At 71.6% G+C, this 24,455-nt stretch carries 17 protein-coding genes, 1 pseudogene and 1 riboswitch; of the genes and pseudogenes, 6 read left to right on the forward strand and 12 right to left on the reverse strand.

All coding sequences use genetic code 11. From position 1 onward, the window contains the following. The first annotated feature begins 9 nt into the window (after positions 1-9). Complete coding sequence (locus BN159_RS33025) at positions 10-738, forward strand: ZIP family metal transporter (protein ID WP_015661379.1); 729 nt, start codon at positions 10-12, stop codon at positions 736-738. A gap of 23 nt (positions 739-761) precedes the next feature. Here BN159_RS33025 and cobI read toward each other — a convergent pair whose 3' ends face one another. Genes cobI through BN159_RS33060 form a run of 7 tightly spaced genes read right to left on the reverse strand, consistent with a single transcriptional unit; the run spans position 762 to position 11,621 of the window. After that, positions 762-1,508 (reverse strand): precorrin-2 C(20)-methyltransferase, encoded by a 747-nt coding sequence (gene cobI, locus BN159_RS33030; protein WP_041820176.1) that lies wholly within the window; start codon positions 1,506-1,508, stop codon positions 762-764. Continuing rightward, positions 1,493-2,935, reverse strand: coding sequence for a cobyrinate a,c-diamide synthase (locus BN159_RS33035; RefSeq protein ID WP_041822082.1), 1,443 nt, complete (start codon positions 2,933-2,935; stop codon positions 1,493-1,495). The genes cobI and BN159_RS33035 overlap by 16 nt, the downstream gene beginning before the upstream one ends. Next, a complete protein-coding gene (gene cobO / locus BN159_RS33040) occupies positions 2,935-3,534 on the reverse strand; it encodes a cob(I)yrinic acid a,c-diamide adenosyltransferase (protein WP_015661382.1) in 600 nt (199 codons plus the stop codon). The genes BN159_RS33035 and cobO overlap by 1 nt, the downstream gene beginning before the upstream one ends. Then, positions 3,534-5,525, reverse strand: coding sequence for a putative cobaltochelatase (locus BN159_RS33045; RefSeq protein WP_015661383.1), 1,992 nt, complete (start codon positions 5,523-5,525; stop codon positions 3,534-3,536). Before BN159_RS33045 ends, cobO begins: the two co-directional genes overlap by 1 nt. Then, entirely contained in the window at positions 5,522-9,175 is a 3,654-nt protein-coding gene (gene cobN, locus BN159_RS33050; RefSeq protein WP_015661384.1) for a cobaltochelatase subunit CobN, read from the reverse strand. The genes BN159_RS33045 and cobN overlap by 4 nt, the downstream gene beginning before the upstream one ends. Further along, on the reverse strand, positions 9,172-10,683 hold the full coding sequence (locus BN159_RS33055; RefSeq protein WP_015661385.1) for a cobyric acid synthase: 1,512 nt from the start codon (positions 10,681-10,683) through the stop codon (positions 9,172-9,174). The genes cobN and BN159_RS33055 overlap by 4 nt, the downstream gene beginning before the upstream one ends. Then, positions 10,680-11,621 (reverse strand): cobalamin biosynthesis protein, encoded by a 942-nt coding sequence (locus BN159_RS33060; RefSeq protein ID WP_015661386.1) that lies wholly within the window; start codon positions 11,619-11,621, stop codon positions 10,680-10,682. Before BN159_RS33060 ends, BN159_RS33055 begins: the two co-directional genes overlap by 4 nt. A gap of 101 nt (positions 11,622-11,722) precedes the next feature. Then, positions 11,723-11,862: riboswitch (cobalamin riboswitch) on the reverse strand. Positions 11,863-12,048: 186 nt separating this feature from the next. Here BN159_RS33060 and BN159_RS33065 point away from each other — a divergent pair. Further along, the gene (locus BN159_RS33065) at positions 12,049-12,405 is read left to right on the forward strand and encodes a CU044_2847 family protein (RefSeq protein WP_015661387.1); all 357 of its coding nucleotides are present in this window, start codon (positions 12,049-12,051) and stop codon (positions 12,403-12,405) included. Beyond that, the gene (locus BN159_RS33070) at positions 12,386-16,645 is read left to right on the forward strand and encodes a serine protease (protein ID WP_015661388.1); all 4,260 of its coding nucleotides are present in this window, start codon (positions 12,386-12,388) and stop codon (positions 16,643-16,645) included. The genes BN159_RS33065 and BN159_RS33070 overlap by 20 nt, the downstream gene beginning before the upstream one ends. 39 nt (positions 16,646-16,684) lie before the next feature. On the opposite strand, the gene BN159_RS33075 is transcribed toward BN159_RS33070, so the two are convergent. The 3 genes from BN159_RS33075 to BN159_RS33085 form a co-directional block, all read right to left on the reverse strand. After that, positions 16,685-16,906: a hypothetical protein gene (locus BN159_RS33075; protein WP_015661389.1), complete on the reverse strand. Its 222-nt coding sequence runs from the start codon at positions 16,904-16,906 to the stop codon at positions 16,685-16,687. A 28-nt stretch (positions 16,907-16,934) separates the two neighbouring features. Further along, positions 16,935-18,170, reverse strand: coding sequence for an inorganic phosphate transporter (locus BN159_RS33080; protein ID WP_015661390.1), 1,236 nt, complete (start codon positions 18,168-18,170; stop codon positions 16,935-16,937). Positions 18,171-18,334: 164 nt separating this feature from the next. After that, on the reverse strand, positions 18,335-19,084 hold the full coding sequence (locus BN159_RS33085; protein ID WP_015661391.1) for a lysozyme: 750 nt from the start codon (positions 19,082-19,084) through the stop codon (positions 18,335-18,337). A gap of 196 nt (positions 19,085-19,280) precedes the next feature. Here BN159_RS33085 and BN159_RS33090 point away from each other — a divergent pair, with 196 nt between their 5' ends. The 3 genes from BN159_RS33090 to BN159_RS33100 all read left to right on the forward strand — a co-directional run bounded on the left by BN159_RS33090 (position 19,281) and on the right by BN159_RS33100 (position 22,910). Next, positions 19,281-20,012 carry a class II aldolase/adducin family protein gene (locus BN159_RS33090; RefSeq protein WP_015661392.1) on the forward strand — a complete coding sequence of 244 codons (732 nt, stop codon included), beginning with the start codon at positions 19,281-19,283 and terminating at the stop codon, positions 20,010-20,012. 197 nt (positions 20,013-20,209) lie between these two features. Beyond that, positions 20,210-21,337, forward strand: coding sequence for an alpha/beta hydrolase family protein (locus BN159_RS33095; protein ID WP_015661394.1), 1,128 nt, complete (start codon positions 20,210-20,212; stop codon positions 21,335-21,337). 172 nt (positions 21,338-21,509) lie between these two features. Further along, positions 21,510-22,910 (forward strand): hypothetical protein, encoded by a 1,401-nt coding sequence (locus BN159_RS33100; RefSeq protein ID WP_015661395.1) that lies wholly within the window; start codon positions 21,510-21,512, stop codon positions 22,908-22,910. Here the strand turns inward: BN159_RS33100 and BN159_RS33105 are convergent. Together BN159_RS33105 and BN159_RS33110 are read right to left on the reverse strand one after the other, a co-directional pair. After that, positions 22,907-23,320, reverse strand: a complete 414-nt coding sequence (locus BN159_RS33105) for a VOC family protein (RefSeq protein WP_015661396.1) — start codon at positions 23,318-23,320, stop codon at positions 22,907-22,909. The genes BN159_RS33100 and BN159_RS33105 overlap by 4 nt on opposite strands. A gap of 102 nt (positions 23,321-23,422) precedes the next feature. Continuing rightward, positions 23,423-24,117 (reverse strand): annotated as a pseudogene (locus tag BN159_RS33110) (neutral zinc metallopeptidase). Positions 24,118-24,455 lie beyond the last annotated feature (338 nt).

Here is a 24,455-nt window from a genome sequence, read left to right on the forward strand (position 1 = left end):
CAAGGCCCTATGGCGGTCTTCGTAGCGCTCGGCGCGTTCCTGATGACGCTGGCCGGCGGCTGGACGGCGCAACGCGTGACGGACCGCCGCCACCTCGTGCTGGGCCTGGCCGGCGGCCTGATGCTCGGCGTGGTCGGCCTCGACCTGCTCCCCGAGGCCCTGGAGGCGGCGGGCGAGGAGGTCTACGGCGTACCCGCCGCGCTGCTGCTGTTCGTCGCCGGATTCCTCCTGGCCCACCTGGTGGAACGCCTGCTGGCCGTCCGCCAGGCGGCACACGGCGCGGAGGAGACGGACGGCAGGGCCCCCGAAGTGGGCCTCACGGCCGCCGCGGCGATGGTCGGCCACAGCGCGATGGACGGCGTCGCGATCGGCGCGGCCTTCCAGGTCGGCGGCGGCATGGGCGCGGCGGTCGCCGTCGCGGTCATCGCCCATGACTTCGCGGACGGCTTCAACACGTACACGATCACGAGCCTGTACGGGAACGCCCGCCGCCGCGCACTCGCCATGCTGTTCGCCGACGCGGCAGCACCGGTGGTGGGCGCCGCGTGCACGACGTTCGTGACGATCCCCGAGACCCTGCTCGGCGGCTATCTCGGCCTCTTCGGCGGCGCCCTGCTCTACCTCGCGGCGGCGGAGATCCTCCCCGAGGCCCACCACGAACACCCGGCCCGCTCGACGGTGTTGTGCACGATCGCCGGGGCGGCGTTCATCTGGCTGGTGGTGGGAATGGCGAGTTGACGACGGGCCGGTCTGCGACTGGCTCACAACTTCCCACCCCGCCCGCCGTCACGCCGGGCGGGCGCGATGAGCGTGGAGAGATACGGCAGCGGCGCCCCGTCCAGCTCGTCGGCGGGCCGGATGGACTCCTCGGGCAGCCCGAGCGCGGCACCCCACACGGCGTCCCCGATCCGCCCGGTCTCCCGCAGCGCCTCGGCGACCTCGGCGGCCTGCCGCCCGAACTTGTAGGCGACGACGGTCCCGGGCCCGGCGAGGGCGTCCTTGAGCACGGCGGCCCCGGCGGTGACGGGCACGAGGGTGAGCGGCTCGGTGCCCTCGGTCAGCACGGCGCCGGAACGGGCGGCGAGATCCTGCATGGCGGTGATGCCCGGGACGGTCTCGACGAGAGTGCCGGGCACCACCTCCCCGATGGTCTGGGCGAGATAGGTGAAGGTGGAGTACACATTCGGATCGCCGATGGTGGCGAAGGCGACGACGGAGTGCTCCCGGAGCAGCTCGGCGACACGGGTGCCGGCGGCGTCCCAGGCGTCCTCACGCCGCTGCCGGTCGCTCCGCTCGTTGAGGGCGAACACCACCCGTACGACCTTGTCCTCCGGGACATAGTGCAGAACGGTCGCCTCGGCCCGCCCCCGCTCCCCGGTGTCCATGACGGGCACGACGACGACATCGGCGCCCTGGAGAGCGCGCACACCCTTGACGGTCACCAGCTCCGGATCCCCGGGACCCACCCCGACGCCGATCAACCTGCTGCTGCTCATGACGTCCGGCACCTCTCCACGAACCGACGGGCGACACCGGGCCGGGAGGCCCAGTGCGTGTGCAGATAACTCGCGTGCACACCACGCTGTACAAAACCTTCGACACGCCGGTGAGGTGTACGCACCCCCCAAGCGGGAGCCGCCCCCGCCCCGGGCTCCACGACGGTCCGATGAAACTCATGCCCCCGCATGCGCAGGCCCGCGACGGCCAGCGAACTGTCCTCAACGGCCACGGCATCCCGATACCCGAGGGTGAGCCGCTCGGACATCCGCGCGGTCGCATCGAGCACGCCACACATGGGCAGCCCGTCAAGCTCACGGCAGAGATAAAGCAGCCCGGCACACTCAGCGGCAACGGGAGCCCCACCGAGAGCAAGCTCGGCAACGGCCTTGCGCAGGGTCTCGTTGGCGGACAGCTCAGAGGCATACACCTCAGGAAACCCGCCCCCGATCACCAACCCCTGTGTGCCATCGGGAAGTTGTTCGTCGCGAAGGGGATCGAAGGGGACGACTTCAGCACCGGCGGCGGCAAGCAGCTCAGCGTGCTCCGCATACGAGAACGTGAACGCTGATCCACCGGCAACGGCAACTACCAGCCCGTCCGGCGTTTGAGGACGAGGCCCGTTCAGGGCCGACAGCGGGGGTCCGGGGGCGGCAGCCCCCGGGTACGGGACGGGTAGGGGCGGCGGGGGCGAAGAAGCCAAGGCGTCGCCCGGCGACCAAGGCGCACACGGCAACGGCCCAGCACTACGCGCCAGCGCCAGCAACCCCTCCAGATCACAACCGTCGGCGACCTGCGCCCCCATCGCAGCCACCGCCGAAACAGCCGCAGACCGCCGCTCCGCAACCGGCACCAACCCCAGATGCCGAGAAGGCGTATCCACCTGAACAGCCCGCCGCAACACCCCCAACACCGGCACCCCGACCGACTCCAACGCCTCCCGCAGCAACGACTCATGCCGATCCGAGGCGACCTTGTTCAGAATCACCCCACCGACCCGAACCTCCGGATCCCACGAGACAAACCCATGCACCAGCGCCGCCACCGACCGAGACTGCGACGACGCGTCCACCACCAGCACCACCGGCGCCCGCAACACCTTCGCCACCTGCGCGGTGGACGCCAGTTCACCCTCCCCCGCGGCCCCGTCGTACAGCCCCATCACACCCTCGACGACAGCGACATCGCACCCGCGCGCACCGTGCAGGAACAACGGCCCCACCAACTCGGGCCCGCACAGATACGCATCGAGGTTCCGCCCCACCCGCCCACTCGCGAGCGCGTGATACCCGGGATCGATGTAGTCCGGCCCCACCTTGTGCGGAGACACGGCAAGCCCCCGCGCGGCGAACGCGGCCATCAACCCGGTCGCGACAGTCGTCTTCCCGCTCCCCGAGGAGGGCGCGGCGACGACCAGCCGAGGAACGGACGAGGACATCACCACTCGATGCCCCTCTGCCCCTTCTGACCCGCGTCCATCGGATGCTTCACCTTGGACATGTCGGTCACGAGATCCGCGAGGTCGACAAGCTTCTCGGGCGCGTTCCGCCCGGTGATCACGACATGCTGCGTCCCCGGACGGTCCCGCAGCACGGAGATCACCTCATCGGTGTCGACCCACCCCCAGTGCATGGGGTACGCGAACTCGTCGAGCACATACAGCCGGTACGTCTCCGCGGCAAGGTCCCGCTTGACCTGCTCCCAGCCCTCCCGGGCCTTCTCCTCGTTGTCCATCTGCTGATCGCGCTGCACCCACGACCAGCCCTCACCCATCTTGTGCCAGTCGACGGACCCGCCCTCCCCGGACGCCCCCAGCACCCGCAGCGCGTTCTCCTCGCCGACCTTCCACTTCGCCGACTTGACGAACTGGAACACCCCGATGGGCCACCCCTGATTCCAGGCCCGAAGAGCGAGCCCGAAAGCAGCGGTCGACTTCCCCTTGCCCACACCCGTATGCACAACAACCAACGGCCGATTACGCCGCTGACGAGTAGTCAGCCCGTCGTCCGGAATCACACTCGGCTGTCCCTGAGGCATTACGCGGCCCTCCTCTGTACGTCCTTCACAAGCCCGGCGATCGAGTCGGCCCGCAACTCGTCGAGCGTCACGGCCGTACCCCCGAGCTCACCGGCCAACTGCCCAGCGAGCCCCAGCCGCACCGGCCCGGACTCACAGTCGACGACAACCGACGCGACCCCCTCGGCCGCGAACAGCCGAGCAGCCCGCCCGGCCAGGGCGACCGGCTCGGGCCCACCGGTGGCCCGCCCATCGGTCACCACCACGACAAGCGCTCGCCGCGCCGGATCCCGAAGCCGCTCCACCCGCAACACGTCATGCGCCTTGAGCAGCCCGGCGGCAAGCGGCGTACGCCCACCCGTGGGCAACGACTCCAACCGCACCGCGGCCGCGTCCACGGACGACGTAGGCGGCAGCGCCACCTCGGCCGCCGCCCCGCGAAACGTCACGAGCCCCACCTTGTCCCGCCGCTGATACGCGTCCAGCAGCAGCGACAGCACGGCCCCCTTCACGGCACTCATCCGCTGCCGCGCGGCCATGGACCCGGAGGCGTCGACCACGAAGAGCACGAGGTTGCCCTCACGCCCTTCCCGGGCCGCCTGCCGCAGATCGTCCCGCCGCACGACAAGCCCTGGACCCGACCGCCCCCGCGCCCGCTGATGCGGCGCCGCAGCCTGCACGGTCGCGGCCAAGTGCAGCTTGGTCAGCGCCCCCCGAGGCCGCCGCGCCCCCGTGGTCCGACCGTGCTCGGTCCGCGCCCGCGAACGCCGCCCCGCGGCACCCTCACCGATCCCCGGCACGCTCAGCACCTTGGTGCGGAACGGCTCGGCGGCACGTACGGCGGACTGCTCGCCCGAGCCCGCACCGGACGGCTGCGGCTGCCCGTCCTCGCCCTCCTCGGGCCGCGCACCGGCGTCCCCGCCCTGCGGACCGGAGTCGGGCTCGGGCGCCCCACCCCCGCCACCACCGGGCCCGTCCGGACCGGGGTCGGGATCGTCGTCCCCGGAGAACTCCTCCAGGGTCTGGTCCAGCTTGTCCTCGTCAAGTCCGGGCGCGTCGAAGGGATTGCGCCGCCGCCGGTGCGGCAGCGCGAGCAGCGCGGCCTGCCGAACGTCCTCCGCCAGCACCTCGGTACGCCCTGCCCAGGCGGCCAGCGCGGTCGCGGTACGGGCCATCACGATGTCGGCGCGCATGCCGTCCACCTCGAACGCGGAACAGGTCGCCGCGATCTGCCGCAGCGCCCCGTCCCCGAGCCGCACCGACGGCAACAACTCTCGTGCGGCGACGATCCGTTGCCGTACCGTCGCCTCCTCGTCCGCCCAACGGGCCGCGAACCCGGACGGATCGTCGTCGTAGGCGAGCCGCCGCCGGACGACCTCCACCCGCTGGTCGGGCTCCCGCGAGGCGGCCACCTCGACGGTCAGTCCGAACCGGTCGAGCAACTGCGGGCGCAGCTCGCCCTCTTCGGGGTTCATCGTCCCGACGAGGAGGAACTTCGAGGCGTGCCGCACGGAGACGCCCTCGCGCTCGACGTAGGACGCGCCCATCGCGGCCGCGTCCAGCAGCAGATCGACCAGGTGGTCGTGCAGCAGGTTCACTTCGTCGACGTAGAGGATCCCGCGATGCGCGTCGGCGAGCAGCCCCGGCTCGAACGCCTTGACACCCTCGGCGAGCGCCCGCTCGATGTCGAGCGCCCCGACCAGCCGGTCCTCGGAGGCGCCGACGGGGAGTTCGACCATCCGGGAGGGCCGCGCCCCGGAGGGACCGGCCTCGTGCGGCCCGTCCGGGCACGCCGGGTCCGGCTTGGCCGGATCGCACGAGAACCGGCACCCGGGGACGACGTCCACCTCCGGCAGCAGCGCCGAAAGGGCGCGTACGGCGGTCGACTTGGCGGTGCCCTTCTCGCCACGCACCAGCACACCGCCCACCGCGGGCGAGACCGCGTTCAGCAGCAGCGCCAGCCGCAGGTCGTCCTGGCCGACCACGGCCGTGAAGGGGAAGGGGGTGGTCACTGGTCGTCCTCCAAGTCGCCTTCCAGCTCCAGATAGGTCGCCCGCAGCCGCTCCAGCGTGTCCGCGTCCGGCTCGGCCCACAGACCGCGCTCCGCCGCCTCCAGCAGCCGCTCGGTGATCCCGCGCAGCGCCCAGGGGTTGGACTCCTTCATGAAGTCCCGGTTCTCCGGATCGAAGACGTACTCGGCGCTGAGCTTCTCGTACATCCAGTCGTCGACCACGCCCGCCGTGGCGTCGTAGCCGAAGAGGTAGTCCACGGTCGCCGCCATCTCGAAGGCGCCCTTGTAGCCGTGCCGGCGCATCGCCGCCATCCAGCGCGGGTTGACCACCCGGGCCCGGAACACGCGATGCGTCTCCTCGCCCAGCGTCCGGGTCTTCACCTGGTCGGGGGTGGCGGAGTCACCGACGTACGCCTCGGGCGACGCGCCCGTCAGATGGCGCACCATGGCGACCATGCCGCCGTGGTACTGGAAGTAGTCGTCGGCGTCGACGAGATCGTGCTCGCGGGTGTCGACGTTCTTCGCTGCGACGTTGATCCGCCGGAACGCCGTCTCCATGTCCCCGCGCGCCGCCCGCCCGTCGAGCCCGCGCCCGTAGGCGTACCCGCCCCACACGGCGTACACCTCGGCGAGGTCGGCGTCGGAGCGCCAGTTCCGCGCGTCGATCAGCGGCAGCAGACCCGCGCCGTACGCCCCCGGCTTGGAGCCGAAGACGCGTGCCGTGGCCCGTCGGCGGTCCCCGTGCTCGGCGGTGTCCTCGTCGGCGTGCGCCTTGACGAAGTTCTGCGAGGCGGGCTCGTCCAGCTCCGCCACCGCCCGCACCGCGTCGTCGATCAGCCCGACCACATGCGGGAACGCGTCCCGGAAGAACCCGGAGATCCGGACGGTGACGTCGATGCGCGGGCGCCCCAGCTCCGCCAGAGCTACCACCTCGAATCCGGTCACCCGACGCGAGGCCTCGTCCCACACCGGACGGCAGCCCAGCAGTGCCAGGATCTCCGCGATGTCGTCGCCCTGGGTGCGCATCGCCGAGGTGCCCCAGACCGTGAGACCCACGGACTTCGGGTACTCGCCGGTGTCCTGGAGGTACCGGGCGACCAGCGAGTCCGCGAGGGACTGGCCGACCTCCCAACTCAGCCGGGACGGAATGGCCTTGGGGTCGACGGAGTAGAAGTTCCGGCCGGTCGGCAAGACGTTGACCAGACCGCGCGTCGGCGATCCGGACGGCCCCGCCGGGACGTAACCGCCGTCCAGGGCCCGCAGGATGTGCCCGATCTCGTCCGTCGTCCGCGCCAGCCGCGGCACGACCTCGTCGCAGGCGAACTCCAACACCGCCACGGCGTCGGGCAGTTCGGTGCCGATGACCTCACGCACGAGCGCCGGTACGGCGGCGGGCCGCCAGTCCCGCTCCTCCATGCCCTCGGCGACCCGACGGCACAGCTGCTCCAGGAGGTCGATCGCGTCCGCGGCCGTCCGCGACGGACCCGCGACGAGGTCGGTCAGCTCGACCGGCACCTTCACCGGCGTGCCCGGCTCGGCCAGCAACTCCTTCTCGCTGAGCCCGAAATGGGCCGCGAACGCCGACCGGAGCCCCGGCAGGGCGTTCGCCTGTCCGCCCCACACCTGCGCGGCCCGCAACACGGCGAGCACCAGGTTCACCCGCGGCTCACCGACCGGACCGCCGCCGAGGATGTGCAGCCCGTCGCGGATCTGCACGTCCTTGATCTCGCACAGATAGCCGTCGATGTGCATGACGAACTCGTCGAACGCCTCGTCGTCCGGCTGCTCGTCCACATGCAGGTCGTGGTGGAGCTCGGCCGCCTTCACCAGCGTCCAGATCTGCGCCCGCACGGCCGGCGCCTTCGCCGGGTCGAGGTCGGAGACGAGCGCGTACTCGTCGAGCAGCTGCTCCAGCTTGGCCAGGTCGCCGTAGGTGTCGGCACGCGCCATCGGCGGGACCAGGTGGTCGACGACCGTGGCGTGTCCGCGCCGCTTGGCCTGGGTGCCCTCGCCGGGGTCGTTGACGATGAAGGGGTAGATCAGCGGGAGTTCACCGAGCACCGCGTCCGGCGCGCAGCCACCGCTGAGCCCGAGTCCCTTGCCGGGCAGCCACTCCATCGTGCCGTGCTTGCCCATGTGCACGATCGCGTCGGCGCCGAAGCTGTTGTCCAGCCAGCGGTAGGCGGCCATGTAGTGGTGGGACGGCGGCATGTCCGGGTCGTGGTAGATCGCGATCGGGTTCTCCCCGAAGCCGCGCGGCGGCTGGATCATCACGACGACATTGCCGAACTGGAGGGAGGCGAGCACGATGTCGTCCCCGTCGACGTACAGCGACCCCGGCGGCTCGCCCCACGCCTCCAGCATGGCGTCGCGCAGCTCGTCGTCGAGCTGGTCGAACCAGGCCCGGTAGTCGGCGAGCGGCACCCGCGCGGGCGCGGCGGCGAGCTGGTCCTCGGTCAGCCACTCGACGTCATGACCGCCCGCCTCGATGAGCCGATGGATCAACTCATCGCCACCGGAGGGGTATTCGGTGAGTGCGTAACCGGCGTCCCGGAGCGTGTCCAGCACGCGCACCGCCGACGCGGGCGTGTCCAGACCGACCGCGTTGCCGACGCGCGAGTGCTTCGTCGGGTAGGCGGTGAAGACGAGGGCCAGCTTCTTCTCGGCGTTCGGCTTGTGCTTCAACCGCGCGTGCCGTACGGCGATCCCGGCGACCCGGGCGGCCCGCTCCGGGTCGGCGACGTACACCGGCACCTCGTCCGGGCCCTGCTCCTTGAAGGAGAACGGCACGGTGATCAGACGGCCGTCGAACTCCGGGATCGCGACCTGCATCGCCGCGTCCATGGGGGAGAGGGCGGCGTCGGAATCGGCCCAGGCCGCGCGCGAGGAGGTCAGGCAAAGCCCTTGCAGCACAGGGATGTTGAGCTCCGCGAGGGCCCCGATGTCCCACGCCTCCTCGTCGCCGCCCGCCGACGCCTGCGAGGCATGCGTGCCGCCCGCGGCGAGCACCGTGGCGACCAGCGCATCGGCCCTGCCGAGGATCTCGTACAGCCCCGCGTCGGCGCCGCGCAGTGAACCGCAGTACACGGGAAGGGCGTTGGCGCCCCGCGCCTCGACGGCGTCGCACAGGGTGTCCACGAAGGCGGTGTTGCCGCTCATCTCATGGGCCCGGTAGAAGAGCACGCCGACCGTGGGGCGGCCTTCGGTGAAGGCACGCTCGCCATGGACGCCGTACTCCGGCATCTTCTGCGGCTCGACGAAGCCCTCGCCCGTGAGCAGCACGGTGTCGGAGAGAAACCGGGCGAGCTCGGTGAGGTTGGCGGGCCCGCCCTCGACGAGGTACCGCAGCGCCTCGGCAACGACACCGGCAGGCACCGAGGACTCCGCCATCAACTCCGCGTCCGGCACGGACTCCCCGCCCAGCAGCACGGTCGGGACACCGGACGCCTTCAGCGCGGCGAGCCCGTCCTCCCAGGCCCGCTTGCCGCCGAGCAGCCGTACGACGGCGATGTCGGCGCCCTCGATCAGGCCGGGGAGCTCCTGGGCGACGTCCACGCGGGTCGGGTTGCCGATCCGGTAGGAGGCGCCGGACGCGGCCCTGGCCGCCAGCAGATCCGTGTCGGCGGTCGACAACAACAACACTGTGCTCATGCGGGCGCTCCCGGTGGAATGAAAGGCAGTCCTTGTGGCGCGCCCGACTCGATGAGCCGCCAGAGCGCGTCGGTGTCCGCGTGCTGTTCGATCAGATCGCCGAGCCGGTCGAGCTGCTCCTCGCGCAGCGCGGCGAAGGAGGTGTCGGCGGCCGGCACGAAACGGCGGCCCGCGGCGGCCGCCACCTCGCGCAGGAAGGCGCGCCGGAAGCCGTCCGACTCCAGCGAGCCGTGCCAGTGGGTGCCCCAGGTCTGCCCGACCCGGCACCCGTCCAGGAACGGCTCACCGCCCTCGACTTCAGCGACCCCGTGATGGATCTCGTACCCCTCGACCGGCTCTCCGAGGGCTTCCCCCACCGGCCGGGTGAGGGTCTTCTCGCGCGCGAACCGCACCCGTACGGGCAGCAGTCCGAGCCCGTCCACCGAGCCCCTGCGGCTCTCCACCTCGTCCTCGATGTGCTCGCCGAGGATCTGGAAGCCACCGCAGATGCCGAGCACGGGCCGCTGTTCGGCGGCCCGCCGCCGGATCGCCTCCGCGAGCCCGCGCTCCCGCAGCCACTCCAGCGCCCGCACGGTGCCGCGGGTGCCCGGGATGACCACGAGATCGGCGTCGGCCAGTTCCTCCGGCCGGTCCACGAACCGCACGACGACGCCCGGTTCGGCGGCGAGCGCGTCGACGTCGGTGAAGTTGGACATCAGCGGGATCGCACAGACGGCGACCCGCAGCACGTCCGCGCCGACCGGCGGCGCGACGACGGACTCCCGGACGGTGCCGCGCAGGGACACCCGCAGCCCGTCCTCCTCGTCGATCCCGAGCCCGTGCCGGAAGGGCAGCACGCCGTAGGTGTGCCGCCCGGTGAGCCCGTGCAGCATGTCGAGCCCCGGCTCCAGCAGCGAGACATCGCCACGGAACTTGTTGACGAGGAACCCGGCGACGAGCTGCTGATCCTCGGGCGACAGCAGCGCGACGGTCCCGAAGAAGGAGGCGAACACACCCCCACGGTCGATGTCCCCGACCACCACCACGGGCAACCCGGCATTCCGGGCGATCCCCATGTTGACGATGTCGGTCCGCCGCAGATTGATCTCGGCCGGACTGCCCGCCCCCTCACAGATCACCGCGTCATAAGTGCCCCGCAACTCCGCGAGACAGTCGAGCACGGTCCCGAGCAGCCGCTGCTGCCGCCCGCCGTGATACCCGCGCGCACTCATCTCACCCACGGGCTTTCCCATGAGCACGACCTGACTGCTCTGGTCCCCACCGGGCTTGAGCAGCACGGGGTTCATCAGCGCGGTCGGCTCGACCCGGCAGGCCTGCGCCTGCATGGCCTGCGCCCGCCCGATCTCGGCGCCTTCGCGCGTGACGAACGAATTGAGGGACATGTTCTGCGCCTTGAACGGCGCGACTTTCACGCCCTGCCGCACCAGCCACCGACAGATCCCGGCGGTGACGACACTCTTCCCGGCATCGGAGGTGGTCCCGGCGACCAACAGTCCCCCGCCGGTCATGATCGCGCTCCCTTCACGAGGCCGCGCGCGACGGCACTCACCCCGAGCGCCAGCCAACCGACCCGCCGAGACAGCCGTACGGCCCGCTCGATGTCCCCGACGTCCACAGCACGCCCCTCCCCGTTCAGCACCGGCCGATGCTCGATGCGTCCGCCGTACGACAAGGTCCCGCCGAGCCGCACCCCCAGCGCCCCCGCGAACGACGCCTCCACCGGCCCGGCGTTGGGGCTCGGGTGCTTCACCGCGTCGGTGCGCCAGGCGCGTACCGCACCTCGGGCATTCCCCCCGGCGACGGCGGCGAGTACGGCCGTCAGCCGTGCCCCCGGCCACCCGGCGACGTCGTCGAGCCGGGCCGAGGCCCACCCGTACCGCCGATAACGGGCCGACTTGTGACCGACCATGGCATCAAGAGTGTTGACGGCCCGGAACCCGACCAGCCCGGGCACTCCACCCAAGGCCCCCCAAACCAGCGCCCCCACCACCGCATCGGAGGTGTTCTCGGCGACGGACTCCACGACCGCCCGCGCGATCCCGTCGGCGTCCAGCGCCTGCGGGTCCCGCCCGCACAGATGCGGCAGCCGCGCCCGAGCCGCCTCGACGTCCCCCGCCTCCAGCGCCCGCCCGATCACCCGGGCCTCGCGCGCCAGCGAAGTCCCCCCGACCACGGCCCAGGTGGCGACGCCCGTCAACGCGACGGAAGCGGCGGGGGACCGGCGTACCGCAAGAGAGGCGAGCGCCCCCAGGGCAACGGCACCACCGGCGCACACACCGGCGTGCAGCGCGCCCCGGCCCCGGTCGTCACGCCACAACAGCCGTTCCACGGCGCCCGCGGCCCGCCCGAACACGGCGACCGGATGCCCACGGCGCGGATCGCCGAGGAGCAGGTCACCCAGGAGGCCGGCGGCGGCGCCGTACGCGAAGACGCGATCGGCCCGCATCGGCTCAGCCGATCGCGGAGTCAGTAACGGGTCTGGTGCTGGATGTCGATCGGCAGGCGAGCATCGCGATATGTCCTCACTCAGGGTGTCCACGCCCTGGTACGACGAGACCGGCGGTGAGAGTTCCTGGCTCCCGGGGGTTCCTACCCCGGTGACAGTGGCGGGACCGCGCCGGACTCGCACCGGCTTCCTCTCCTGCCGCCGTAATTGGCTCCGGAAGTCCACCACGGCCCCGGAAGGGCCGTCAACTTGCCGTTGACCTGCGAGGGGAGAGTGTGCTGAGGCCCACATCGGGTCCGGCGGGACGGGTTTGGCCCACGGGGTCACCCACACGAGGTGACTACTCGGGAGCACCTTGCGGCTGCGCTGCGTGACGCCTTGGAATACGGGGACCGACCGAGCACAGCCGAGGGGGAGGGCCGGGTCCGTGGCGTACGTGGGCGAAATGATGCTGGACGACGGGCAGATCGTGCTGCTGGAGGTGAAGGGCGAGGGGCCGGCCGGAGTGCAGCGCGTGTCGCGCGGCGGCGTGGTCGCAGGGGCGGCGGAAACCCTCCAGCAGGCGCTCGCCCGAGTGCGTCCCGCGCTGGGCGCGGTCCTGGAGAGCACGCGGGGACTGCCCAGACCACCCGGAACGGTCACGGTCGAGTTCGGCATCACGCTGAGCGCGGAGGCGGGCGTGGTGGTCGCGCGTGGCTCCACGGAGGCCCACTTCACGGTGACGATGAACTGGGCGAACGATCCGGCGCTTCCGGGGCAGCGCGATGCCGACGCCCACGCCTGACGACGAACTCGCGCGCGGAATCGCCCGGTTCTGGAGTCACGACGGCCAGGTCACGGGCAGCGGCTTCCTGATCGCGGAGGGCACGCTGTGCACGTGTGCCCATGTGGTGGCGAACGCGTTGGGGGTGCCCGAGACCGACTCCGGGGCCCCCGCCGCCCCGGTGACCGTCGACTTCCCGCTGCTGACCCCGCCCTCCGCCCGCCTCTCGGCGACGGTGACGCACTGGCGCCCGGTGGCGGGGGACGGCGGCGGCGACATGGCGCTGCTCAGGCTGTCGCTAGTGGTCCCCGGCACCACACCTGTCCGCTTCGCGGGCGGCACAGCGGTCTGGGACCACCCCTTCCGCGTCCTCGGCTTCCCCCTCCTCACCGACGACCACGGCGTGTGGGTGGACGGCCGGTTGCGGGCGCCGGTGGGCAAGGGCTGGACATCGATGGAGCCGCGGGGCCGGACGATCGGCCGGGGCTTCAGCGGCGGCCCGGTGTGGGACACGGAACAGTCCGGCGTCGTGGGCATGACGGTGGCGGCGGACACAGGAACAGGTGCGAGCACGGCGTACCTGATCCCGGCCGCGCTCCTGTTGGGCCTGGAGCCGGGATTACGCCCGTCCCCCTTCCGCGGCCTGGAACCCTTCCGCGAACAGGACGCAACGCTCTTCTTCGCCCGCAGATCGGACAGCGAACGCATCGCAGCGGCACTGCGCGAGCACCCTTTCGTCCCGGTGGCGGGAGCGTCGGGCGTAGGCAAGTCGTCGCTGGTACGAGCGGGAGTACTTCCGTTGCTGCGCTCGGCGGGCCACACGGTGACGGACTTCGCGGGCCAGCCGGACACGGACCCGGTCAGGACGCTGGCGGAGGCGCTGGGAGGGCAGTTCCCTCCGGTACGGGAGCTGGCGCGCACCCTGGGCCAGGACGGCTCGGCGGCGACGCTGCTCGGCGCCCGCATCCTGGAGGAGTCGGGCCCGGCGGGCCACGTCATCCTGCTGGACCAGTTCGAGGAGACGGTAGGAGCACGCCCGGCGGACGCGAGAGCGCTGCTGGACGTACTGCTGCCGATGGCCAGGGCGGCCCACCCGGAAGGCCGCCGCCTACGCGTCCTCGCGACCCTGCGCTCGGCCTCCCTGGAGGAGTTGGTCACCGGCGGCCGGGCGGAGGCACTGAGCGGCACGGTCCAGATGGTCGCGCCGATGACCCCGTCCCAACTGGACGAGGTGGTCCGCCGCCCGATCGACGCGATCCCCGGGATGGAGTTCGAACCGGGCCTGCCCGAACTGCTGGTGGCGGAGGCGGGCGGCGAGCCAGGAGCCCTGCCCCTGGTTGAGTTCACCCTGGCCGAACTCTGGGACCGCAGAGAGCACGGCCGCCTGACGCATGCGGCGTACCGGGAGATCGGCGGAGTGGAGGGCGCATTGTCCCGCTACGCCGACCAACAGTTGGCCCAGGTGTGCAAGCCCCCGGACGGTCCGGACGAGGCAACGGCCCGGCGGCTGTTCGAGCGGCTGGCCCGTCCGGTGCGGGGCAAGGAGTACGCACGGGTGGCGCGTGCCTTCGACCAACTCCCACCGGAACTCCGCACTGCGGCACAGGCGTTGGCGGGCACTCGACTGTTGGTGATCTCCAGGGACAGTTCGGGGCGGGAGACGGTGGCGCTGGCGCATGAGGCGCTGGTGCGGCAATGGCCGACGCTGCGGCGGTGGTTGGACGAGTCGCGGGTGTTCTTGACGTGGCACGAGAAGTTGCGGAGCCGTCTGAGGGAATGGGAAGACAGCAGACGTCATGACGATCTGCTGCTGCGCGGGCAGGAGTTGGTGACGGCGCGGACGACGGCTGCACTGCGGCCCACTGAACTGTCCGTGTCGGAAAACGAGTTCATCCGCAGCAGCAAGGCTTACCAACGGCGATCGGTGCGGCGGGGGCGTACGGGGGTGGCGCTGGTGGCGGCGCTGGCCGTGCTCGCGGCGACACTGACCTACTTCGTCACGCAGGCGGGCCGGGACGCGGATCGGAGGGACAGGGAGGCGGCGGCGAACGAACTGGCGACCCTGGCGACGGACCGGTTCACCAGTGATCCGGTCGAGGGGGCCGCGCTTGCCGTGTTGGCGCATCGGACGGAGCCGACCGAGGAGACGTACAGGGCGCTGTTGGAGGTGTATCCGGGCATGGCCATGGCACAGAGCGTCGTGGAGGGGTTCCTGGGAGGGCGAGTCACCGCCCTGGCCGCCTCGGCGGACGGGAGCCGGGTGGCGGTGCTGACGGAGGATGATCAGGGCGGGGTACGTGGTGATGTGATCACCGGGCTCGCCGTCGGGAAGCCAGAGAAGCACGACCTGGACGGTGTGCCCGAGGGGGCCGACTCTGTGGCGGTGAGCGATGACGGGGCTCGGGTGGTGGCAGCGGGTCCCGAGGGGCAGGGCAAGGTGTGGCGGTCGGCCGACGGCGGGACGGTGGACGAGTGGTCCAGGCGTGACGATCCGGTTGAAGGAGAGAGCCTCGCCCTGGACTTCTCGGCGGACGGCCGGATCGTGCTGCATGTGGCGAGCAAGGACGGAGCCGAATCCGGGCCGTGCCTGACGGGCACACTTCAGGACCGAGTGCGGCTGTACCTCCGCGACACGGACCGGGGACACACGAAGGGTGCTCCGCCGGGTCTGCTTCGAGCAGGGGCCTGCCTGACGCAAGCCGCTCTCACAGGTGCACCGGAGAAGAACACGCCACTGATCCTCCTGGGCGAGGAAGCGTCAACGGGTGACGTCAGGGATCCCGAGACGGTGCGTGCCCACGCGCTGGACTCCGGTGCGCAGCAATGGAGGAAGGACCCCCTCGACGCCATGTTGATCGGGGCCGGAGGCCGGACTCTCGGGGTAGTGGGGGAGCGAGAGTTCGACGGAAGCTATCAGGATCCGGCGACCGGCAAGCGGCTTGCGGTAGGGGGGAGATACGGCTCGCAGACGGTCTCGGAGGTGACCGGCCGCTTCGTCACCAATGATGCGACGGGTGACATCCTCTGGCATGACGTCGAAACGGGTGCGGACTACGTGACCTCTCGCCCCTTGGCCTACGCGGACATCCGGGAGGAATGCCCCGACAACCCTCTCGACCTCATCACGTCGCCGACTGGAAGGGGCCCGGTCCTGCATGTCCTGTGCAACCGGGATCTGGTGACCTTCCGGTTGGATCCGGTACGGCACGTGCCGATGCAGGACTGGAAAGAGTCGGCCGCGTTCGCTCCGTCCGGCCAGGAGTTGGCCGTGGTCGGAACCGTCGATGCGTCAGCACTGCTGGAGGGCCGCCTTGTGCTCTCGGTGCGCGGCGGGAATCGATGGCGGGAACTGCGCGCCGATTGGGGTGAGTTTGGTATGCAGTCCCCCGACTCTGCCGTCTTCAGCAGAAGTGGTCGCGCGCTTGTTGCCTGGGGGGACATGGGGTGGGCGCTCTACGAGGTAGGTACCACTGGGCTGCGTCTGGTGAGGAAAGCCCCGGACGGTGGACCAAGCCCCACGGGGGATCCTCTCGTGCGGGACATCCGTGCCTTGGGAAGCGATGACTTCCTCATGCTTGGCGCAGGTGGTGTTCAGCGGCTCGGCGCGGACGGCGGCCTCACCTCCGCGCACGCGCCCGACTGCGGTGATCCGCGAGTGAAGAGCCAGGCTCACTGCCTGGCGGTCGAGGTCTCGCCGAAGAACGGAACGGCCTGGGTTCTCAGACGGGATGGGACGGTCACCTTCTGGGACCCGGAGGATGAGAGCGGGCACGCCACGACACGGCGCCTGGGGCTCCTCCCGGACGATTTTCAGCGACTGGGGATGCGTTTCCGGGACGACGGCGAGCGCTTGGCGGTGATGCTCCGCGACGAGACGGTTGTGGTGAACCCCGCCACGGGAGAAAGAGATCACCAGCTACCCGCCCGAGGCAACACCATGATCGGTGCCTACGGCAGTGACGGGCGGATCGTGCTGGCATCGGGGTTTGGCCACGGTGCTTCCGATGCCGAGCTCTGGTCCGAGCATGGGGAGGAGCCCATCGGTTCTCTGGGCACCCTTTGGTCGGACGGCGCCTGGCGCATCGCCGACAACGTCCTTCACTACGGCACGGACTGGGGGATCGGGACGATCCCGCTGGATGAGGGCTCCCTCGTCAAGACCCTGTGCGGTTCGCTCGGCGACTACGACCCGCGCGCCCTCAGGGAGGACCTCCCACCCGCGGCGTACGCGAAAGCGCCCTGTGCCGCAGACCCCCGCTAGGGGATCCCGGAACAGGGCGCGAGTCCGTGCCGAGAGGCGTCAGGCCACGATCAGATAGATCCCGTACCCCACCGCCGCAGCGCACGCCGCGAAGCACGCGTACGCGCCCGTGACCGCCGCTGTCGCGGTGCCGCCCTGCTCCGCCGCCCGCTCGCGGCGGGCGAGGCCCGAGATGCCGAGGGTGAAGAGGGCCACGAGGGCCACGGTGACCACGAGGCTGACGCCGAAGACGGAGCCGAGGGCCGCCCAGTCGATCTTCATGGTGATGTTTCCTTCGCTGCGTGGGGGGTCAGACGGTGGCCTGCGACGGAGCCGGCTCGCCCGCGGGGGCCGGGATCGTCGCCGCGAGGTCCTCGGCCACCGGGCCCGTCGGCGGCGGGGTGACCGCGGCCATCGCCGTAGTCACGACACCCGCGGGCTCCTCGGTCCCGTTGACGTTCGTGTGGTCGACGACCTCACGACGCGAGATCTTCCAGATCGCCGCACTGGAGGCGACCAGGAACACCGCGACAAGGCCGGTACCCCAGCTGCCGAAGCCCGTGACCCACTCCGCGATCGCAGCGACCAGCGCTGCCGCGGGAAGGGTCAGACCCCACGCGACGAACATCCGCGTGGCCGTCGACCAGCGCACGACACCACCCTTGCGCCCGAGCCCCGCGCCCATCACCGAGCCGGAGACGGAGTGCGTGGTGGAGAGGGAGAAGCCGAGGTGGGAGGAGGCCAGGATGACCGTCGCCGCGCTGGTCTGGGCGGCGAAGCCCTGCTGCGGCTGGAGGTCGGTGAGGCCCTTGCCCATGGTGCGGATGATCCGCCAGCCGCCGAGGTACGTACCGAGCGCGATGGCGAGGCCCGCGGAGAGGATGACCCACATGGGCGGATCGGAGTCGGGGGCGAGGGTGCCGCCGGCGACCAGGGCGAGGGTGATGATGCCCATCGTCTTCTGGGCGTCGTTGGTGCCGTGGGCGAGGGAGACCAGACCGGCGGAGGCGATCTGCCCGGCGCGGTAGCCCTTCTCGGAGGACTTGCTGCCCTCGGCCTTCTTGCCGAGCGAGTACATCAGCTTCGTCGCCAGCATCGCCGCGATGCCCGCGACCAGCGGGGCGGCGATGGCCGGGATCAGGACCTTGGTGACGAGCACGTCACCGTGGACCGCGCCGACGCCCGCCGACGCGATGGTGGCGCCGATCAGACCGCCCATGAGGGCGTGCGAGGAACTGGAGGGCAGGCCCACCAGCCAGGTCACCAGGTTCCAGAGGATCGCGCCGACCAGGGCGGCGAATATGACCTCGGGACGGATGCCGGTCTCGTCGACGAGACCTTTGGAGATCGTGTTGGCGACCTCCACGGAGAGGAAGGCGCCGACAAGGTTCAGCGTGGCGGACATGGCCACCGCGACCTTGGGCTTGAGCGCACCGGTCGAGATGGTGGTGGCCATCGCGTTGGCGGTGTCGTGGAAACCGTTCGTGAAATCGAACGCGAGTGCGGTTACCACCACAATCGCGAGGATCAGCGAGAAGCTTTCCATTTACCCAGGCAATCTTTCGAAGTCATTGGCCGGACGAACGTAGGTAACCTGGATGAACGGAAGGTGAACTGGGGCGGGCCGCACGGTGTCCGAAGGTGAGTTTCGGCCTTCCGTTTGGATTGTGCGGCCCCGCGCGACTCCGCGCCCCCTAGTCGCCCCAAGGGTCAGGAGCCCCGGGCGAACTTCCTGAGCTGGCTCAGGGACCCGTTGAAGAGATTCTGGTCACCCGGCAGGCTGCCGCCGTTGTCGTACTGCCAGAAGGTCCACATCGACCAGCCGGCCGGCAGCGTGCCCGCGCTGGTGGAGTTGTAGCGGGCCACCCACAGCGCGTGATTCGCGGCGAAGGCCCGGCTGCCGCCCGTGCAGGTGTTCCACCAGTGGGCGGTCGTGTAGATCACCGGCCGACGGCCGGTCAGCCGCTTGACCTCGCCGCTGAACGCCTTGATCCAGCTGACCATCTTCGACCGGGTCAGGCCGTAGCACTTGTGGTCCTTGTCGTACGGGTTGTACTCGATGTCCAGCGCGGGCGGCAGCGTCCAGCCGTCCGCCGTCCAGCCGCCGCCGTTGCGTACGAAGTGCGCGGCCTGGGTCTTCCCCGACGACTTGTTCGGCAGGGCGAAGTGGTACGCCCCGCGGATCAGGCCCGCCCCGCGGGAGCCGTTGTACTGCTGGTTGAAGTACGGGTTGCGGTAGGTGTGGGATTCGGTCGCCTTGACGTAGACGAACCTGGCGCCCTTGGACTTCGCGCGCTGCCAGTCGACGTTCTTCTGGTGGGACGAGACGTCATGCCCCTTGGGCCGGCTCGCCGCGGCGGCCGGAGTCTCGGCCAGCGCGGTTCCCCCGACGGTCAGCGCTGCCACGGACGCCGCGAGAACGCGGGCGCGGTGGCGGGACGGTTTGCGATCACGAGCCATGTTTCCCCCCGGAATGGCGACGTGCACAACAAATCAGCCAGAGCGTAGTGGAAGTTCAGGAATTGCCCGTCGATCTCCGGCCAAGCACGGAGAAGCATCCTTCTGCCCCTCTATGCGCCCTTCCGGACGTTTGACTTCCGTCCTAAAGTGCCCCCGCCCGGCGGCCGTTCGGGGACAGGGCTGGCAGGATCGCGGCATGGCTGAGCAGCGAGGGAAGCGGCGGGGCGCGGGGGAAGCGGGGGAGAGCGCACGGGAAGTGCGGGAGCCGTGGCCGGATGGTGTACGTCCGGAGGAGGCGCGGGCCTGGGAGGACCTGGTCGCCACCGCCCGCCGGACGGTCTCCGAGGGGCTGGTGGTGGGGACCTCTGGCAATGTCTCGGTGCGCGTCGGGGACACGGTCCTGGTCACACCGTCGGGAGTGCCGTACGACCGGCTCACGCCCGAGGACATCACGGGCGTCGACCTCTCCGGCCGCCAGGTGCTCGGAACGCTCCGGCCGACCAGTGAGCTGCCGATGCATCTCGCCGTCTACGGCGCCACCGACGCCCGCGCCGTCGTCCACACCCACGCGGTGCATGCCACGGCGGTCTCGACGCTGGTCCAGGAGGTCCCGGCGATCCACTACATCACCGCCGACCTCGGCGGCCCCGCCCGGGTTGCCCCGTATGCGACATACGGCACCGAGGAGTTGGCCGAGAACATGCTCCGAGCCCTGACCGACCGCACCGCCTGCCTACTCCAGAACCACGGCACGATGACCTACGGCACGACCCTGTCCCAGGCCTACGACCGCACGGCGCAGCTGGAGTGGATGTGCCGAGTGTGGCTGACGGCATCTTCGGTGCCGGGCTTGACGCCGTCACTGCTGTCGGGCGAGCAGCTGGCCGAGGTGCAGCAAAAGCTCCGGGGTTACGGTCAGCCCACCTAGCTGCGGGTAATCGTGCCGCTGGGGCGGCACGGGTGGGCGCAGCGGCACCCCGCACGCGCGGGCGAGCGAGCCCACCCCCGCAGCAACCCCCACCCCGCAGCACCCCCCACCCGCCGAGCCCCGACCCGCCGAGCCCCCCGTCACCCGCATCCGTCCCTCCACTGGCCGCTGACGGGGTCCGCCAGGACACTGGACCCGTGCGCACTGTCACAGCGACGGCCGCAGCCGTCACCATGGCCCTGGCCGCCGGCGCGGCAAGCGTGGCCGCCGGCCGCCTCGCCAGCGACGCCGCGCTCAAGGCGCCCCCCGGCAGACCCCTGCCCACCGAACCCCGGCTCACGGTGCACGGCACGGCGGCCGGCCAGATCACGCTCACCCGTGACCTGGCCTCCCTGCGCCCCGGCACCTACGGCCTCGGCGGCGACGGCTCGCACGCGGTCGTCGGCCCCGTCCTCCCCACGGCGACCCACACCGCCGACACCGCGGTCCGCCGCCTGGAACGCGTCACCCACGGCACCCTCGCCCCCGGCGACCGCGTCTGGTTCACCCCCAACCTCTACGTCGGTGACCCCGGCTCCGCCCTCGGCCTCGACCACGCCGACATCGACATCCCCGGCGAACTCGGCTCCCTGCCCGCGTGGTTCGTCCCCGGCACCCGCACCACCTGGGTCATCGCGGTGCACGGCCTCGGCACCACCCGCGAACTGTCCATGAACGTCATGGAGTTCCTCGCCGCCCGCAAGTTCCCGGTCCTCGCCCTCGCCTACCGCGGCGACCTCGGCGCACCCCGCTCCCCGGACGGCCTCAACCACCTCGGCGAGACCGAGTGGCGCGACCTGGACGCGGCGATCCGCTACGCCGTGCGCTACGGCGCCGAACAGGTCGTCCTGCTCGGCTGGTCCATCGGCGCCACCATGGCCCTGCGCGCAGCCGCCCACTCCGGACTGCGCGACCGCGTCTCCGGGCTCGTCCTGGACTCCCCGGTGCTCAACTGGGAGGCGACCCTGCGCGCCCTCGCCGCGGCCCGCCGCACCCCGGGTGCCCTGCTCCCGCTGGCCGTCCGCGCCGCCCAGGGCCGTACGGGCCTGTACGGCGACCATGCCACCCCCGGCGACAGCCCGGACACGCTCACCGTGCCGACCCTGATCTTCCACGGCCCCGACGACACCGTCGCCCCCTGGATCCACTCCCGCCGCCTCGCGGACGCCCGTCCCAACCTGGTCAACCTCCACACCGTCAAGCGCGCTCCCCACGGCGCCATGTGGAACGCCGACCCCAAGTCCTACGAGGAATCCCTGCGCCGCTTCCTGACCCCCCTCATGTGAGCGCACTGTCCCGCACCTCCTCGGGACCGGCCCCGCGCGTTCCGTTTAACCCCGTACGACTGGCCTGTTATCGGTCCCCCGCCGCTCGCGGGACCCCGTGCGTTGGCCATCCCCGTCGCCCCTCGTGACATTCCGTTTGGGTTTTCGGACCGTCAACCGGAAGACTGCACCCGTGACGTCCCGTATCCCGCGCGACTCCAGGCTTCGACTCGTCCGCCCCCGACCCCTGGCCGCCGCCCCCAGAGCTGTGAACCAGCGGCGCCCCCGCCGCGCCGCACCGCGCCCCCCGGAGGGCACCCCGGCCCCCGCGGAACTGGCCGGAATGGCGCGCACCGGCCTGGCCGCCGCGGCCCGCGTCGCCCACTGGGCCGATGCCGCCCTGCGCCCCGGCCGCGACGGCGCGCACTCCGACGGCAAGGGCGCCCTCTCCGACGCGACCGCCGAACGGGCCGCCGCCGATCTGCACCTGACCGCCGCTCAGGTCCGCGCCGACTGGGACACCGCCCGCCTCGCCGGCCTCATCGAGGTGCACGGCGACAGCGCCCGCCCGGGGTGGCGGCTGCGCGCCTGGCACCGCGACGACACCGCCGTACTGCGCGGCTGGGTCGCCCTCTTCGACGCCTGGTCGCTCGCCTACCCGGAGCCCGTCGACCACGAGCCCGCTACCGTCGCCGAGGTCGTCTCGGCCATGCCCCAGGTGCTCTCCTTCCTCCAGCTGTCCGCCGGCCCCGTGCCGGTGGCGCAACTTCTCGACCTGCTGGAGCAGCGCGTCACCGAACTGCGCACCGAGCGCTGCGAGATCCCCTTCGGCCCGCAGCCCGAGCCGGACCCCGACGCCTGCGCCGAGGACACCCCCCTCGCCCCTCTCCTCGACTGGGCCCTGCACGCCCTCGCCTCGGTGGGCGCCCTCACCTACGGCGACGGCCAGGCCACCCTCACCCCGCTCGGCAGCTGGGCGGTCTGGGTCAAGCTGGAGCAGATCTGCGTCGCCGCGCAGAGCCCCGCCGGGAACATCGAGCAGGCCGCCGAGGACATGCTCCGCGGCTGCGCCCAGCTCCGCCCCAACGCCGCCCGCGCCGAGTACCGAGCCTGGCTCGCCGCCCGCACCGTCGGCAGCGCCGTCACCGAGCTGATCCACGCCGCCCGCGGCGAGGACGCCCTGCTGCGCGGCCTGGCCTTCGAGGCGCTGCGCGTCGTCGGCGCCCCCGCCGAGCCCGACGTACGGTCCGTGGCCGAGGACGCGACGCTGCGGCCGTACGCCCTGCTGTGGCTGGCCGAGCACGACGGGGTCGACCCCGAGGACGCCCATGAGGTCCTCACCCGGGAAGAGGCCACCTGGCTCTGGGTCGACACCGCCGCCGCGGTCGCCGACCACGGCGAGGCCCCCATGCTCGTCCGCCACCTGGAATCCGCGCTCCAGCCCACGGTCCCCGCCCTCCTGGACGAGGTCCGCTCGGTGGGCCACCCGCGCACCGTGCAGGTCCTGGTCGCCCTGGCCGCCGCACACCCCGACCCGGCCCTGGCCAAGGCCGTCCGCCGGGCCGCCTTCCAGGTGCACACGGGCGGGAACTAGCCGCTGGTCTCCGGCGCGTACGTGCCGAAGCTCCAGATGTTGCCCTCGGCGTCCCGGGCCATGTAGTCCCGGGAGCCGTAGTCCTGGTCCGTCGGGGGCATCAGGATCTCCACGCCGTGCTCCACGGCGCGCCGGTGGTGGTCGTCCACGTCGTCCACCACGACGTACACCCCCACCGGGCCCGCGCCCTTCATCGCCGAGTCGAAGACGCCACCGCGCCCCTTCGAACCGACCATCACCGCACCGTTGCCCTGAGCCAGTTCGGCGTGGAACACCGAGCCGTCCTCACCTTCGTACACCGTCAGCTCGGTGAAGCCGAGGCCCTCGGTGAGCTGCCTGATCGCGGCGCGCGCGTCCGCGTACAACACCGTCGGATAGATGCTCGGACGCCCGCTCTCCGTGCCCGCCATGCCGATCACTCCCTTGCCGTCCGCCTGAGTCGTGCCTGAAAAGCCGTAATCCGTCTGGGAATCCGCACTGCCGTCAGTGTCTCAGCGACCACTGACAACGCCTCAGCGGAAGGTGTCGCAGCGGGCCATGTCCCCGCTCTCGTCGCCCACGGCCGCCGCCGCGTCCAGACCGTCGGCGATGTCGGCGTCGGTGAGGCTGGTGATCAGCGGCCGCCCGGTCGACTCGTCCTTCGTCGTGGTCGCGTGGTGGGCCCACACCCCGGCGTAGCGGTCGGCCTGGAGCTCCACCCGCACCGCGCCGCTGTCCGCCCCGGTCCGCCCGTCCCGCGACCGACCCAGCGTGCCCGTGAGGTCCTGCACATGGTGGCCGTACTCGTGCGCCACCACGTATGCCTGCGCGAACGGCCCGCCGCTCGCGCCGAACGTCGTCCGCAGGTCGTCGAAGAACCCCAGGTCCGGATAGACCTTGCGGTCGCCCGGACAATAGAACCGTCGGGGACCGCCCGTACGCGCCGCCCCGCCGGGTGAACTCCTCGTCCCAGAAGTCCTGCACGCTGTTGACCACCGCCACCATGGGGCAGTCGTCCCGGGTGTTGGCGTCCCGCCCGGTCCGGCACGACTGCTGGACCTGCGCCAGGTTCGACGCCGTGGCGGCGGGCTGCTCGCTCCCGTCGCTCAGGCCCAGCTGGTCCGGCCCGACCCCGAGAAGCAGCGCCAGTACCAGCGCCAGCAGTCCGGCGGCCGCGCACGTCCTGCACCTCGGAGGTGTCCAGCCGCGCGTCGTCATCGAACTGCATGGGGCCTCCGCGTACGTCGTGCCCCCCGCGGCCATCCTCGCCCCCACCCCGGACCGCGCGCCGGACAAGCCGCCGAACGGGGGACCGGCCCGCCACTTCCAAAAAGGGCGCCGATTGCTCCGTGCGTGCCGAACGTCACGTGAGGCCGCCCGCCGTCCCCCAGAGCGGCGCGGACGTCCCAGCTCACCGCGCCGGACGGATCACCCGGGGCCACCGCCCCCTCGCCGGTAAGGGTCCCAGCGGCCGAAAACCGCTTGCACGGCCCCGTTAGACTGGCCGCATGGCCATTCTCCTCGCGCATTAGACGGCGGGAACGTCCTCAGCCGCCCCTTCCGCAT

The sequence above is a fragment of the Streptomyces davaonensis JCM 4913 genome, assembly GCF_000349325.1.
Classification (GTDB): domain Bacteria; phylum Actinomycetota; class Actinomycetes; order Streptomycetales; family Streptomycetaceae; genus Streptomyces; species Streptomyces davaonensis.

Bases quoted from the DNA above. Each gene is read 5' to 3' on its own strand.
- BN159_RS33025 (WP_015661379.1), top strand. From the start codon at position 10: ATGGCGGTCTTCGTAGCGCTCGGCGCGTTCCTGATGACGCTGGCCGGC.
- BN159_RS33035 (WP_041822082.1), bottom strand. From the start codon at position 2,935: ATGTCCTCGTCCGTTCCTCGGCTGGTCGTCGCCGCGCCCTCCTCGGGG.
- cobO (WP_015661382.1), bottom strand. From the start codon at position 3,534: ATGCCTCAGGGACAGCCGAGTGTGATTCCGGACGACGGGCTGACTACT.
- cobN (WP_015661384.1), bottom strand. From the start codon at position 9,175: ATGAGCACAGTGTTGTTGTTGTCGACCGCCGACACGGATCTGCTGGCG.
- BN159_RS33055 (WP_015661385.1), bottom strand. From the start codon at position 10,683: ATGACCGGCGGGGGACTGTTGGTCGCCGGGACCACCTCCGATGCCGGG.
- BN159_RS33060 (WP_015661386.1), bottom strand. From the start codon at position 11,621: ATGCGGGCCGATCGCGTCTTCGCGTACGGCGCCGCCGCCGGCCTCCTG.
- BN159_RS33070 (WP_015661388.1), top strand. From the start codon at position 12,386: ATGCCGACGCCCACGCCTGACGACGAACTCGCGCGCGGAATCGCCCGG.
- BN159_RS33075 (WP_015661389.1), bottom strand. From the start codon at position 16,906: ATGAAGATCGACTGGGCGGCCCTCGGCTCCGTCTTCGGCGTCAGCCTC.
- BN159_RS33080 (WP_015661390.1), bottom strand. From the start codon at position 18,170: ATGGAAAGCTTCTCGCTGATCCTCGCGATTGTGGTGGTAACCGCACTC.
- BN159_RS33085 (WP_015661391.1), bottom strand. From the start codon at position 19,084: ATGGCTCGTGATCGCAAACCGTCCCGCCACCGCGCCCGCGTTCTCGCG.
- BN159_RS33090 (WP_015661392.1), top strand. From the start codon at position 19,281: ATGGCTGAGCAGCGAGGGAAGCGGCGGGGCGCGGGGGAAGCGGGGGAG.
- BN159_RS33105 (WP_015661396.1), bottom strand. From the start codon at position 23,320: ATGGCGGGCACGGAGAGCGGGCGTCCGAGCATCTATCCGACGGTGTTG.